Raw genomic sequence first — 12,453 nt, forward strand, 5'->3', positions numbered from 1 at the left:
CCCGTCATCGTTGCCGGGTCGCGTAAGGGGACGTGATGGCGGCTGATCCGAAGCCACTGAAGCTGTGGGACCGCGACAAGGGCAAAGTGGTCGAGGAGTTCATGCCCGACCACCAGACAACCTATGAGACGAGGCCGCTGCGCGCCCCAGGGCAGTGGCTGCGCGCGACACCTCTCTTCGACAAGCTCTACGCGCTCTACCAGGACGCGCCCTGGACGAGACGTAACATCGACCCGTTCGTGCGCGAGTACCACATCGACATGAGCGAATTCGAGGAGCGCCGTTACCGCTGCTACGCCGACTGGTTCGTGCGCGAGTTCAAGCCCGGCAAGCGCCGCTTTCCCGAGGACCCGGGCACGATGGGGGCGCCGGCCGAGGCGCGCTACTTCGGCTGGGAGCGGTTCGGCCCCGAGCAGCGCTTCCCGGTGAAGGGCCAGTCACTCGCCGCGGCGGACATCCTCGGCAATGCCGAGCGAGCCAAGCCCTTCCTCGGCGGCCCCGTCCTGCTGATGCGGCTCTCGCCGGTCGACTACCACCACGTTCACTACCCCGACGACGGGCGGACGCTGGACCACGAGCGATTGGGGCATAGCATCTGGACGGTGTCGTGGACGGCCGTGCACAACAAGCCGGACATCTATATCCGCAACGAGCGCCAAGTGAACATCCTGGAGACCGAGCATTTCGGCCGGCTCGGCTTCGTCGAGTTCGGCGCACTCACGGTCGGACGCATCGTGCAGCGTCACCCGCTCGACCGGCCGTTCCGCCGCGGGGAGCAGAAATCGGTGTTCAAGTTCGGCGGTTCGGCGGTGGCCATCTTCGGTGAGCCCGGCGCGTGGCGGCCAGCGGATGACATCCGGGAGCACACGCCGCAGGGCATGGAGACCATCGTGCGCCTGGGCGAACCCGTCGCCATAAGCCTCAGAAGTGCGTAGTACGCGCCCCGGGTTTGTCTTCGGAACCCGACGTGGCGGTGGTCGATTGCTGCATCCCGGCACCGTTGGACCTCGTTGCGTATGTCCCTGTCGAAGAAAGTGAAGGTTGGCCTCGACGAGACCCGCATCCTCATCCTCGGGTCGCAGATCCTGCTGGGCTTCCAGTTCCAAGGCGCCTTCCGCCCAACCTTCGAGCGCCTGCCGTTCCATGACCGCGTGGTCTGGGTCGCGGCGCTTGCCCTCATCACCCTGACCATCGCGCTGCTCATCACCCCCTCGATCCAGCACAGGATGGTGGAGGGCGGGCGGGACACCAAGCGCCTCCTCGGCGTGATTGGGCGCTATGCCGGCCTCGCGCTCGCACCCTTCGCGCTTGCGTTCGGGGCCGACCTGTTCCTCGCCGCGGAGCCGGTTCTGGGGCTCGGCCCCGGCGCCGCCGTCGGCCTCGTGGTCTGCGGGCTCGCTCTCCTCTTCTGGTACGGGCTGGAAGCGCTCAAGGCGCGGACTATCGGAGACAAGGAGCGCAACATGACGCGCCAGGAGCCCGAGCACGAGCACACCACGCTGGAGACCAAAATCGAGCAGATGCTGACCGAGGCGCGCGTGGTGCTCCCCGGCGCCCAGGCGCTCCTCGGCTTCCAGCTGGTGATCACCTTCTCCGAGGCGTTCGAGAAGCTGGCCTTCGCCGCGAAGCTTGTGCACTTGGCGGCGCTCGGCTTCCTGGTCCTGACGGTGGTCTGGCTGATGGCCCCGGCGGCCTTCCACCGCATCGTCTATGCGGGCGAGGACACGCCGGAGTTTCACGCTCTGGGCAGCCGTTTCCTGCTCGCGTCCAGCGCCACCCTGGCGCTCGGCATCTCGGCTGACCTCGGGGTGGTGGTTGCGAAGGTCGTCGCGTCGGACACGACCGGAATCGTCGCGGCCGTCGCGTCACTCGCGCTGCTCGTCGGCCTCTGGCACGTGCACCCGGCCCTGCTGCAACGGAGGCGCGGCGTCACCGATTGAGTGGCAGCCACCGCATGCTCGCGGCCGCTGTGCCCGCGACAGGGCCACCTCCGGCCTGTGCAGAGTGAGCTCAAGCACCGCCCATGAGACGTTGAGTGTTGGCCGCGACGAGCTCCCGGTAGCGCGCGACGACCTGGCCGTGAGAGCCGCCGGTCAGGAGCGTGGTGCCGGCTCCGGCTCCCCCGCTCGAGCGGCGTGCCTGCCGGCGTAGCGGCGGCAGTGCTGCAGGTAGCCGACCTCGTGCCGGCTGGCGAGCTCGACCACAGCCAGGACGGCACCTCCTCGCCGCGCGTCCCAGGTCAGCAGCATTCGAAGCACGTGCCCCGCGGCAGCACGCTGGATACAGCGCCTTTCCTCGACGAGGATGCGGTGCATCACGGCGATCTGCCCGGCCGGCCCGCCGAAGGAGTGCGCCCCGATGCGCGCCGAGATCTGGACGGCCTCGGCCAGGGTTACGGGCCGCGGCGCTTCGGGGGCGGCGCCGGGGCAGATCGTTCAGTTCGGCCTGACCGGAGGGCTGATCCCGTGGCCGGCGGCCGTCACAGTCCTGCTGCTGTGCATCCAGCTCAAGCCGTTGGCCTGGGCTTGGCGTTGGTCGTCTGCTTCAGCGTCGAGCTGGCGCTGACGATGGTCTCGGCCGGCGTTACCGCGGCGCTCAGCGTCAGACATGTCGCCTCGCACTGGTCAAGACTCGGCGGCTTCGGACGGACGGCGCCCTACGGCTCGGCCGCCCTGGTCGTCCTCTGCACGGGCAGGCTCGGCTGGGAGGGCCTCCACCATCCTGCGGCGACACAGGTGAACAGCGTATCGAGCTTGGCTGGTTGACCGACATCCCTCCTCGACGGCGGGGTCCCCAGCATCGCCCCTCCAGCGCGCGGCGGAGAGCCTGCATAACCCGGTGCGCACGACCTTTTTCCTGTCATTGCGCCGGGTTATCCGCGACCTTGTTCACATGGAACACCAGGATCTACTGGCTGGCTTCGTCCGGCTGCACATCCTCCACCACGCTGCCGAGGGCGACCTCTACGGCCAGTGGATGATCGAGGAATTGGGCCGGCACGGCTACAAGCTCAGCGCCGGGACCCTCTACCCGATGCTGCACGCCATGGAACGCCGGGGATACCTGACCTCACGGACGGAACGGGCCGGCCGTAGTCAGCGGAGGATCTATCGCGCGACCCCGTTGGGCTGCGATGCCCTCGCCCTGGCGCGTGAGCGCATGCGCGAGTTGTTCCACGAGGTGCTGCCGCGCGAGGAACCCGACCACGGCAGCATCTCGCATCAATGACCGTCGCCGTCCCTCACGACGGGACAGCTTTCATCCTTCGCCCAGTCCGAGAAACTGAGGTAGTAGGCACCCACCCGGGTGAAGCCGGCCTGCACGGCGGCCAGGGCGGCCAGCGCCGCACGCCCGCCGCCGTCGCAGTGGGTGACGATCCGCTCACCGGGTCGGAAGCCGGCGCGCTCCAGCATGGCGCGCAGTTCCCCGGCAGGTTTCATCCGGCCCTCGGCCGTCAGCAGGTCGGCATGGCCGACCCGCCGCGCCCCGGGCAGGTGGCCCCCGCGCGCGTTCTTGCGCAGGTCGTCGCCGGCGAACTCGGCGGCCGTGCGCGCGTCGAAGATCTGGGTGCTGCCGTCGAGCCGGTCCCGGAGCTCTTGGCGGGTGACCAAGCCGACGGAAGCGTGGCTGGCCGGCGCCGGATCGAGGGCCGCCGGAGTCGGCATCACCGGCATGCTGTCCATCCGGGCGCCGGGCCGGGCGGTGAGCGCAGGCCAGCCGCCATCGAGCACGGCGGCCGGCACCCGGAAATGCTGCAGGATGAACCACACGCGTGCGGCCTCGGTCATCCGGCCGTCGTCGTAGACCGCCACGGGCCGCCGACCGTCAACCCCGAGGTTGCCGATCAGCGTGCGCCAGTGCCCGTCCTCGGACAGGTCGGTGTTCGCCTGTTTGGCGGCCGCCTCCCAGTCGGAGACAGGCACGCGCGCCGCACCCGGCCAATGGCCTTGCCCGTAATCCCCCTCGCTGCGGGCATCGAGCACCAGCCAGGACGGGTCGAGGGCGGCCGGGTCGAGCAAGGCTGACTGAGACATGGATACCGCTCCGGTCAGAGCAGGGCCAGGACGACACCGCCCAGAGCCGTGAGTGCGACGACGACCCACGGCGGCACCCGGCCGACCGTGAGCAGCACGAACGCCAGTACGGCCACCGCGAAATCGCGCGGGTTGCCGACGGCACTGGTCCAGACGGGATTGTAGAGAGCGGAACCGAGGATGCCGACCACGGCGGCGTTGGTGCCGCGCATGGCCGCCTGGGCGAGCGGACGTGTCCGGAAGGCGTCCCAGTAGGGCAGCATGCCGTAGACCAGCAGCACCCCGGGCAGGAAGATCGCGACCAGCGCGATGGCCGAACCGATCACCCCGTGGGGCGCCGGTCCGGCGACGGCGCCGAGATAGGCCGCGAACGTGAACAGCGGTCCAGGGACGGCCTGGGCGGCCCCGTAGCCGGCGAGGAAGGTGCCGGGGCTGACCCAGCCCGGCGCGACCACCTCGGCCTGCAGCAGCGGCAGCACCACGTGGCCGCCGCCGAATACCAGAGCCCCGGAGCGGTAGAATGCGTCGAACAGCGCCAAGGCTTGGGATTGCAGGCCGGCGGCCAGCACTTGGGGGGCGACCAGGAGCAGGGCGAAGGCGCCCAGGGTCGCGGCGCCGGCCCGCCTGGAGACCGGGAAGGCGAGATGCCCGTCCTGCTCTTGCGCCGCCGCCCGGCAGAGCACGAGACCGGCGAGGGCGCCGAGGATGATGGACCCGAGCTGCCCGACCGAACCTTCGACGAACACGGTGAGGAACAGTGCCGCAACCGCGACGCCGGCGCGTGGCCGATCCGGCGCCAGCGAGCGGGCCATGCCCCAGACCGCCTGCGCGACCACCGCGACGGCGACGAGCTTGAGGCCGTGGATCGCACCCTCGGCCACCGGGCCCGAAAGCGCGCTGGCGCCGTAGGCGAAGGCCAGAAGCAGCAGGGCCGAGGGCAGGGTGAAGCCCGTCCATGCGGCGAGACCGCCGAGAAGGCCGCCGCCCCGCAGCACGCCGAGCGAGAAGCCGACCTGGCTGGAAGCAGGCCCGGGCAGGAACTGGCAGAGCGCCACCAGGTCGGCATAGGCGCGCTCGTCCAGCCAGCGCCGCCGGGTGACCAGCTCGTCGCGGAAGTAGCCAAGATGCGCAATCGGGCCGCCGAACGAGGTCAAGCCGAGCTTGAGGAAGGCGAGGAACACCTCCCCGATGGAGCCGGGCGAGCTTGTGGAAGCCGTATCGGTCCGTCCGGGCTCCGTGGACGACGGGGCATAGGTCATGGGCGACCTCGGTCTGGGCGTGTCGAGGGGAAGCGGGCGAGCCGGGCATCCAGGGACCAGCGTCCGGCACCGACGATGAGCAGGAACAACAGCCCCAACGTCATCGTCAGGTCGGCGCGCGCCTCGTGCTGAGCGCTCCAGAACCCAACCCGCTTGATGTCGGCCGGGAGATGGAAGGATCCGAGGTCATGCCCGAGCAGAATCGGCACCTTCGTGGAGACGAGCGCCACCGCCATCACGACCAGAAGCGGGACCGTAGCCGCACGGGTTGCCAGACCTACGACGATCAGAAGCCCACAGAGGGTCTCGACGACGCCGACGAAGGGTCCCATCAGTTCGGGATAGGGGATGCCGATCCTGGCGAAGCGTCCAGCACCGAGCACCTCGGGGTGGAGCAGCTTCTGCAGACCTTCCGGAAAGAACACCACGAGACCCACCAGCAGGCGCACAAGGATGACCCACCCCGTCTCCTTGGTTCGCAGAAGGGCGTGCCAAACGCTCATCCCGTCACTTCCTTGTGAGGAGGGCGGCCGGCCCAGGACCGCCATGGATTCTCGCCTCGGAACGCGGTCGCACCCATCGGGATCGAAGCGGGACCCTACGGTATCGGTTTTCGATATCGGGAGCGAAGGGTTGGAACAAGGCTCCCTCGCGGGCCTGTCCCGCCGCTGTCGCGATCAGCTTGCTCGGCGCGATCATGATCGGCAAGTCGCTCGCCGCGATTCGACAGACCCCCGGCATCCTCGACGCGGCCAGCCTCAGCACGGCCCGCCGACTCGTCATCACCACGCCCGGTGCGCATCAGGCCCGTCGGCTCGTCGAGGCCGCGCGCGCACTGAACCCGGGGGTCGACATGGTGGTCCGCACGCACAGCGATGCGGAACGACGGCGTCTCGAGGACGACGGGGTCGGCCTCGCGGTGACGGGCGAGCGGGAACTGGCCCTTGGCATGACCTTCTATGCGTTGCGCAGTCTCGGCGTGCGAGAGGGCGAGGCGCGCGTCTTCATCGATACCGCACGCGCCGAGGGCCGGACCGATGCGGAGCGACATGTCGGTCCGGTGCAGGGGACTCCCGAGCTGCGACACCATCCCGATCGCGATGCGGCGGACCTGTCCTGAGGTGCGACCAGGTGGCCGCCGCGCCGGATGCTGCAGGCGGGGCTTCGTCGGCCTCGTCGCGGCATCCGCCGTCGGCTTCCGCGCGTGCCACGTCTGGATCGTCGTTCCTTCAACGTTCGGCGGATGCCGTCATGCAGGCGCCGTCACGGGCGTCGAGGGTCACACCGGCAAAGGCCGCTCCGTTCGTCTGCCCGGCGACGCGGAAGGTCTGGCCGGCGATCATCGGAGACACGCCACGGTAGCGAAAGATGCGGGGGACCCCGCCCAGGCTCTCGGCCGCGAGGTTGAACAGCAGGCTGGCCTGGATCGGACCGTGGACCACGAGGCCCGGATACCCTTCGACGTCCGTCGCGTACGGGAAGTCGTAGTGAAAGCGGTGGCCGTTGAACGTCATGGCCGAGTAGCGGAACAGCAGGATCGTGGTGGCCTCGACCGCCCGCACGCGGTCGGGCGCGCCCGTGAGCGGCGAGGGTTGAAGCGTCGCGCTCTGGCGCCCGGGCTCGGCCGCCGCACGGTAGACGATGTCCTGCCGCTCGCGAATGGCCACGCCGCGGGGCGTCTCGTATTCGTGCCGGACGGTGACGAAGCAGAGGGCCCCGGTGCGGCCTTCCTTGGCGATCACATCCGCCACGGTCTCACGGCGCATGACCTCGTCGCCGAGACACAGGGGCGCCAGGGTCTCGATCTCACCGCCCGCCCACATGCGCCGCGGCAGGGGCACCGGCGGGAGGAAGCCGCCCTTCGCGGCATGCCCGTCCGGCCCGAGCAAGTCGGCCGCCGGCGTCTCAGGGGCAAGGCACCAATGGAGCGCCAGCGGCGCCTCATCCTCCCGCACGGGCGCCAGGGCACTTCCGAAGGTGGCGCGGAACTCGTTCACGAGACGGGGCGTGACGCTGTCGCGAACCGAGCGGGTGCGGCCGATCCAGCTGCGCAGGTGATCCATATCGAGCGCGGTCATCAACGATACCTCGGTCGTTCGCGATTGGCTCGGAGCCCGTTTGACATCTGAAAACACCGACGAGCGAGGTCCATGACGGCGGTTCTGCAGCCCGCGCCGTCATCCTGAAATGGAAGATCGGGAAGCCGCGCTCAAAAAGGGCTCTCAGATCGCCTTGGTCTCACGCAGGGTGGCGATGGGGGCGTCGCCGAGGCAGAGACGTTTCCGTTTCGCGGGGACATCCAGATGATCGTGTCCCCCGCTGGCCGCGCAGCGGCGCCCCGCCTTCGGCGGCCCGCGGGATCTGCCACATGGTCGAGGATCTGGCCGGCCTCGCCATCGTGCCGGCTTCGAATTCTGGGGATCCGCATCATTCCGCTTCAGGATATCGGAGCCTCGCAGCGCCTGACCATCTGCGCGCGCCGCAGTCGAGCGTTTGCGCGACGTATCAGCAAGTCCGTCCCGCGGGGTCGCTATAGCAAGACCGGTTTCAAGCCGGATCGGAGAGCACGCCCGATGTCCTGCGCAGGCCCAGGACCTGATGAAGGATCCGGCTGAGCTGCTCGGCCGAGTACGGCTTGTGCAGCAACGTGAACCCATGGGCGTCCGACTGGGCCAGCACGTGGCTGTAGCCCGATGTCAGCACCACCGGCACCCGTGGTGAGCGCTGCTGCAGTTCCTGCGCGAGCGCGACACCCCCCATACCGGGCATCACCACGTCCGAGAACACCAGATCGAACCGGTTCCCCGCCCGCCCGAGTTCGTCCAGCGCCTCCTCGGCATTGGCCGCCCAGGTCGGCTGGTAGCCCAGATCCTCCAGGATCTGGGTCGCGAACTGCCCGACGCCGACATTGTCCTCGACAACCAGGATGCGCTGGCCCGTCCCGAGGGGCGCGAGATCCGCATCCTGCAGATGATCGTCGGCCGGTCGCTCCCCGGGCGGCACTTCCGGCAGGTAGAGCGTGAACACGGTGCCCTGGCCCAGCGTGCTGCGCACATCGACATCGCCTCCCGACTGCTTGGCGAAGCCGAACACCTGAGACAGGCCGAGGCCGGTTCCCTTGCCCACCTCCTTGGTGGTGAAGAACGGCTCGAAGATCCGTCCGATCTGCTCCGGTGGAATGCCGGTGCCGGTGTCGATCAACGACACCGCCGCGAAGGGCTTCTGGGAACCGGCGTGGCCGCGAATGGCCGGCAGCGCCGCACCGCAGGTCACGCGCAGGATCAGTGTGCCTTCACCATCCATGGCATCACGGGCGTTGACGGCCATGTTGACCAGTGCGGTCTCGAACTGGCTCACGTCCGCCCGGACGAGGCAGGTCGCATCCGGCACCTCGGGCAGGACCTGCACCCGCGCGCCCGTCAGCGTGTCGAGCATGTCGGCGATCGCCAGCACCCGCTGGCCGACGTCGAACACTTCGGGCGTGAGGGCTTGGCGGCGGGCGAAGGCCAGCAGCTGACCCGTGAGCTTCGCGGCTCGTTCGACGGTTTCGGTGACCGCGTCGAGGTAGCGGCGCTTGCGGACCTCCGGCAGATCAGGCCGGCGCAGGAAGTCGACCGAGGATCGGATGATGGTCAGCAGGTTGTTGAAGTCGTGCGCCACGCCGCCCGTGAGCTGTCCGACCGCCTCCAGCTTCTGGGATTGGCGCAAAGCTTCCTGCGCCTGGGCCAGCTCGGCGTGGCCACGTAACCGATCCGTGACGTCCATGACGAACTGATAGCAGCCCATGCGCTCGCCCCGCGCGTCACGCAGCGTGCGGAAGCTGATCTCGTAGGAGGGGCGTGCCCGCTCGGCATCGCCGAAATCCTGGACCAGAGTGAACTCCTCACCGGCCAGTCCGCGCCCCCAACCCGCCCGAACCTGGGCCTGATGCTCGGGCTGATCGGCCAGCAGATCGAGCATGTTGTCGCCGACCCTCGGTCGCACGCCGTAGATGCGCTCGAACTCGTCAGCATTCGCCTTGTTGATCGCCAGAATGTTGTAGCCGAGGTCAACCGCCATCACCATGACGTCTGTCCTCTCGACAATCGTGGCGAACAGATTGCGCTCTGCCGTCCGTTCGAAGACCTGCAGCTCCAAGGTCTCGTTCAGGTGCTGGAGGCGGCGCTCGCTCTCGGCCAGCCGCTGCTCGGCCTCCTTGCGCCGGCTCAGATCGGCCGTCACGATCAGCAGGCTCTTGAGCCTGCCGTCCGCGTCGTCGAGACGCCGAATGCTGCTGCTCGCCCAGATCGATGAGCCGTCCGGACGAAGGTACCGCTTGTCGAGGGCGACGCTTTGGTCGGTCTCAAGGGCCTGCGCGATCGCGGCCCGGCTGGGCGACAGGTCTTCGGGGCCGGTGACCTGGGCGATGTCCAGACGCAACAGCGCATCTTCCGAACGCCCGAGGATGCGGCAGAACTCGGTGTTGACCCGCAGGAAGCGACCGGTGGCATCGACTTCGGACAAGCCGACGGAGGCACCCGCGAAGATGGCCGTCAGATGCTCCTCGCTCCTGCGCAAGGCCGCCTCGGCGCGGGCACGCTCGATCGCCGCCTTGACGCGTTCGCCGACGTCCCGGATCAGGTTGCCTTCGGCCGTGGTCCAGACGCGCGGGATCGCGCTCTGGACGGCCAGCAGGCTCACCCACTCCTCGCCACGAAACAGCACGACGTCGACGAAGGCAGCCACCTGTCGCGATTGGAGGCCGGCACGCGCCTCGTGGCTGAACCGGAGGTCGGTGGCCACGTCCTCGACCGCGACGACCGCGCTGTTGCGGTAGGCGGCCAGAAGGTCTGGGCCGAACGCCGCCAGCGAATGCTCGCCCACGATCGAACCGACACCCCGGGCGTATTCCCGCTCGACCTTCATCAGGCTGCCGCCGATCTCGGCATAAAAGACGCGGCTGGCACCGAGCCGCTCGCCGAGGCGACGCGAGGCTACCTCGACGATCTCCGCCGATGCGGTCAGCGGTCGCAGCGTGTCGCTGAGATCCAGCAGGAAGGATTGCTGCTCCTCGTTGTCGCGGCGCGACGATTCCGTCTCGTGCGGACGGCGCGCGACGGGCACCGGACCCGCGATCACGGTGCAGGTCCCATACAGACCGTTGACGTGCCCCGCCGTCTCCCGGATGGGCACGAAAGAGAGGGAGAATCGAAGCTCGTCCGCAAAGTTACGGCCGTGCAGGACGTGCTCGACATCTCCCGCATGGACAGGGCGGCCGAAATAGGCCTTGTCCACCAGGGGCTTGAGGTCGGCTTCAATCTCGCGCCAGATCTCGAGGTAGTCGCGGCCGAGAGCCGAAGGATGCCTGTCGCCCAGAATCTGGGCGTAGAGATCGTTGTATAAGAGACTCCGCTCCGGTCCCCAGACGATGAACATCGGCTGGTTGGAACCGAACATGATGCCGATGAGCGTCGTCAGAGCGTCCGGCCAGGAGAACAGGTCGCCGAGCGGCGTGCCCGCCCAGGGGTGCTCGCGCAGGAGCACGCCCATTCCGCCGCCGTCAGCCAGGAAGGCCGGGGCGCAGATCGTGGCGTCAGTTCTCCCGTGCATGACATCCTGGCGGTGCTTGGAAGGGCATCGGGAGCTTATCCGCTCCCGACGGGACGGTGCCGGTCTTGCTCTGTCGGGCGGCCAGCCGCGATGTCGCGCGCCAGCGGATGATCGCACGATGGGGTCTCGGCAAGGACGTGCCCGTTCCGTCCGATTGTCGGAGCGCGATCGCGTGTCTGTTCCCCCGGCATGGCCGAGCGGTCCCACGAGTCGCCCGGCTTGTCAAAGCCAACGAAACGAGAGGGTTGCTCAATCGCGGGATCCAGAGGATCGATCGGGCCGACCGAACAGGCTGCAGCCCTGCTGCTGCCACGGGACGGCGGGATGGGATACCCACAGCCCCGCCGCGTCATTGCGGCGCCAGGCCCGGATGCCATTCCGCGCCCGGCCGATCCGCGTCACGGATCCAATCGCGCTCCGTCACCCAGAAGGCGCCGCGCCGACAAGAGGACCTGGAGCGTCTGGGAACTCAGCTGCTCCTGGCGCGCCCGCCGCTCATACTGTCTCAGGCGGATGATGAGGTCGTCCTCGCCGGCTTTCCCGTGATCCATACCGTCGATCACAGACTCCGTGATCGTCCGCCTGAGCAACGTCTCGAAGACGTCGTCCGTATTCGACCGCCCTGCAACCATGAGGACTTCTCCTTCTGCGAAGCGGTGCCTTTCTCGAAGGGCCAAGTTGCGGCATGATTTCGAAAGATCTGACACACGAAATGCGCGGCGCCCGACGTGCTCTTGCGCACAAGCCGGCCGATCGGGCGCTTGGCACGCTTCCGCGTCCTGCCGTCCAGCTGGCCGGTCCGAATGTTATGATCGTAAGCATCGGCCGAGCTTCCGAAATCATTCTGTCGCTCGGGCTTCCGAAAGTTCTCGCGCACCACAGAAGCCCGACGGGACAACTTCGACCCTCATCCGTCTTGACGATCCGCGCCGCTGACGGGCTTCCATAGCGCGCGGCGGGATTTCGCAACGCCGCAGGGGAGTGATCAACCGTGCCGGCGCGTGCCCTCGTCCTGTTCCCCGATCCCCGTCTCATGCGTCCGGCCGCCCCGGTCGACGATTTTGGGCCGACCCTGACGGCCCTTGCGGACGATGTTCGGGACACGCTCATGGCCGCGAGCGCCATCGGCCTGACGGCCCCGCATATCGGCGTGGCTGCACGGCTCATGGTGGTCAGGATATCGCCGGACGAGAACGCGCGCGTCTACGTGAACCCCACCGTTTCCTGGGCTTCTCCGGACACGGCGGTCCACGACGAGGGCAGCGTCAGCATGCCGGGGGTGCGCGAGCGGGTCACCCGGGCCGCCCGTGTTCGCCTGAGCTACCGCGGCCTCGAAGGGTCAGCCCACGAAGAGGAGGTGGAGGGCTTTCCGGCCGCGGTCATCCAGCACGAGATCGATCAGCTCGACGGCGTGTTCTGGATCGCCCGGTTGTCGCGCTTGAAGCGTGATCGACTCGTGAAACGCTTTGCGAGGCTGAAGTCCGCTTAGTCCCGTCCGGCTTCGCATCAGCGTGGCCCGGGCGGGACAGGCCAGCCTATCCGTCCCCCAGGCGGAACATCTGCCAAGCATG

10 protein-coding genes and 2 pseudogenes are annotated in these 12,453 nt (G+C 68.5%); 6 read left to right on the forward strand and 6 right to left on the reverse strand.

Going from position 1 to position 12,453, the window contains the following annotated elements; translation table 11 throughout:
• Positions 1 to 35: 35 nt before the first annotated feature.
• Together BLT59_RS03635 and BLT59_RS03640 are read left to right on the forward strand one after the other, a co-directional pair.
• Positions 36 to 935 (forward strand): phosphatidylserine decarboxylase, encoded by a 900-nt coding sequence (locus tag BLT59_RS03635; RefSeq protein ID WP_091776633.1) that lies wholly within the window; start codon positions 36 to 38, stop codon positions 933 to 935.
• 81 nt (positions 936 to 1,016) lie between these two features.
• Positions 1,017 to 1,940 carry a DUF6328 family protein gene (locus BLT59_RS03640; protein WP_091776635.1) on the forward strand — a complete coding sequence of 308 codons (924 nt, stop codon included), beginning with the start codon at positions 1,017 to 1,019 and terminating at the stop codon, positions 1,938 to 1,940.
• Positions 1,941 to 2,279: 339 nt separating this feature from the next.
• Here the strand turns inward: BLT59_RS03640 and BLT59_RS31685 are convergent.
• Positions 2,280 to 2,432: pseudogene (locus tag BLT59_RS31685) on the reverse strand (chromate transporter); the annotation flags it as partial.
• Between BLT59_RS31685 and BLT59_RS03650 the strand changes: the two are divergent.
• Positions 2,425 to 2,765, forward strand: a pseudogene (locus tag BLT59_RS03650) (nickel/cobalt efflux protein RcnA); the annotation flags it as partial. The pseudogenes BLT59_RS31685 and BLT59_RS03650 sit on opposite strands and share 8 nt — an antisense overlap.
• 127 nt (positions 2,766 to 2,892) lie before the next feature.
• The gene (locus tag BLT59_RS03655) at positions 2,893 to 3,228 is read left to right on the forward strand and encodes a PadR family transcriptional regulator (protein WP_091777176.1); all 336 of its coding nucleotides are present in this window, start codon (positions 2,893 to 2,895) and stop codon (positions 3,226 to 3,228) included.
• Here the strand turns inward: BLT59_RS03655 and BLT59_RS03660 are convergent.
• The 3 genes from BLT59_RS03660 to BLT59_RS03670 are packed head-to-tail and all read right to left on the reverse strand — an operon-like array spanning position 3,222 to position 5,796.
• Positions 3,222 to 4,034 carry a sulfurtransferase gene (locus BLT59_RS03660; RefSeq protein ID WP_091776639.1) on the reverse strand — a complete coding sequence of 271 codons (813 nt, stop codon included), beginning with the start codon at positions 4,032 to 4,034 and terminating at the stop codon, positions 3,222 to 3,224. The two genes, BLT59_RS03655 and BLT59_RS03660, sit on opposite strands and share 7 nt — an antisense overlap.
• 14 nt (positions 4,035 to 4,048) lie before the next feature.
• On the reverse strand, positions 4,049 to 5,293 hold the full coding sequence (gene chrA, locus BLT59_RS03665; protein WP_091776641.1) for a chromate efflux transporter: 1,245 nt from the start codon (positions 5,291 to 5,293) through the stop codon (positions 4,049 to 4,051).
• A complete protein-coding gene (locus BLT59_RS03670; RefSeq protein ID WP_091776643.1) occupies positions 5,290 to 5,796 on the reverse strand; it encodes a DoxX family protein in 507 nt (168 codons plus the stop codon). The genes chrA and BLT59_RS03670 overlap by 4 nt, the downstream gene beginning before the upstream one ends.
• A 179-nt stretch (positions 5,797 to 5,975) precedes the next feature.
• Here BLT59_RS03670 and BLT59_RS03675 point away from each other — a divergent pair, with 179 nt between their 5' ends.
• A complete protein-coding gene (locus BLT59_RS03675; RefSeq protein ID WP_244513827.1) occupies positions 5,976 to 6,413 on the forward strand; it encodes an NAD-binding protein in 438 nt (145 codons plus the stop codon).
• Positions 6,414 to 6,522: 109 nt separating this feature from the next.
• Here the strand turns inward: BLT59_RS03675 and BLT59_RS03680 are convergent, their stop codons facing one another.
• Positions 6,523 to 7,371 carry an HTD2 family dehydratase gene (locus tag BLT59_RS03680; protein ID WP_091776645.1) on the reverse strand — a complete coding sequence of 283 codons (849 nt, stop codon included), beginning with the start codon at positions 7,369 to 7,371 and terminating at the stop codon, positions 6,523 to 6,525.
• Positions 7,372 to 7,840: 469 nt separating this feature from the next.
• Entirely contained in the window at positions 7,841 to 10,882 is a 3,042-nt protein-coding gene (locus BLT59_RS03685; RefSeq protein WP_091776647.1) for a PAS domain S-box protein, read from the reverse strand.
• Between the two features lie 991 nt (positions 10,883 to 11,873).
• Between BLT59_RS03685 and BLT59_RS03695 the strand changes: the two genes are divergently transcribed.
• Positions 11,874 to 12,371, forward strand: coding sequence for a peptide deformylase (locus tag BLT59_RS03695; protein ID WP_091776651.1), 498 nt, complete (start codon positions 11,874 to 11,876; stop codon positions 12,369 to 12,371).
• Positions 12,372 to 12,453: the final 82 nt, after the last annotated feature.

Source organism: Methylobacterium sp. UNC378MF, assembly GCF_900103195.1.
In the GTDB taxonomy this organism is placed as follows: domain Bacteria; phylum Pseudomonadota; class Alphaproteobacteria; order Rhizobiales; family Beijerinckiaceae; genus Methylobacterium.

Bases quoted from the DNA above. Each gene is read 5' to 3' on its own strand.
- BLT59_RS03635 (WP_091776633.1), top strand. From the start codon at position 36: ATGGCGGCTGATCCGAAGCCACTGAAGCTGTGGGACCGCGACAAGGGC.
- BLT59_RS03680 (WP_091776645.1), bottom strand. From the start codon at position 7,371: ATGACCGCGCTCGATATGGATCACCTGCGCAGCTGGATCGGCCGCACC.
- BLT59_RS03670 (WP_091776643.1), bottom strand. From the start codon at position 5,796: ATGAGCGTTTGGCACGCCCTTCTGCGAACCAAGGAGACGGGGTGGGTC.
- BLT59_RS03685 (WP_091776647.1), bottom strand. From the start codon at position 10,882: ATGCACGGGAGAACTGACGCCACGATCTGCGCCCCGGCCTTCCTGGCT.
- BLT59_RS03660 (WP_091776639.1), bottom strand. From the start codon at position 4,034: ATGTCTCAGTCAGCCTTGCTCGACCCGGCCGCCCTCGACCCGTCCTGG.
- chrA (WP_091776641.1), bottom strand. From the start codon at position 5,293: ATGACCTATGCCCCGTCGTCCACGGAGCCCGGACGGACCGATACGGCT.
- BLT59_RS03640 (WP_091776635.1), top strand. From the start codon at position 1,017: ATGTCCCTGTCGAAGAAAGTGAAGGTTGGCCTCGACGAGACCCGCATC.
- BLT59_RS03655 (WP_091777176.1), top strand. From the start codon at position 2,893: ATGGAACACCAGGATCTACTGGCTGGCTTCGTCCGGCTGCACATCCTC.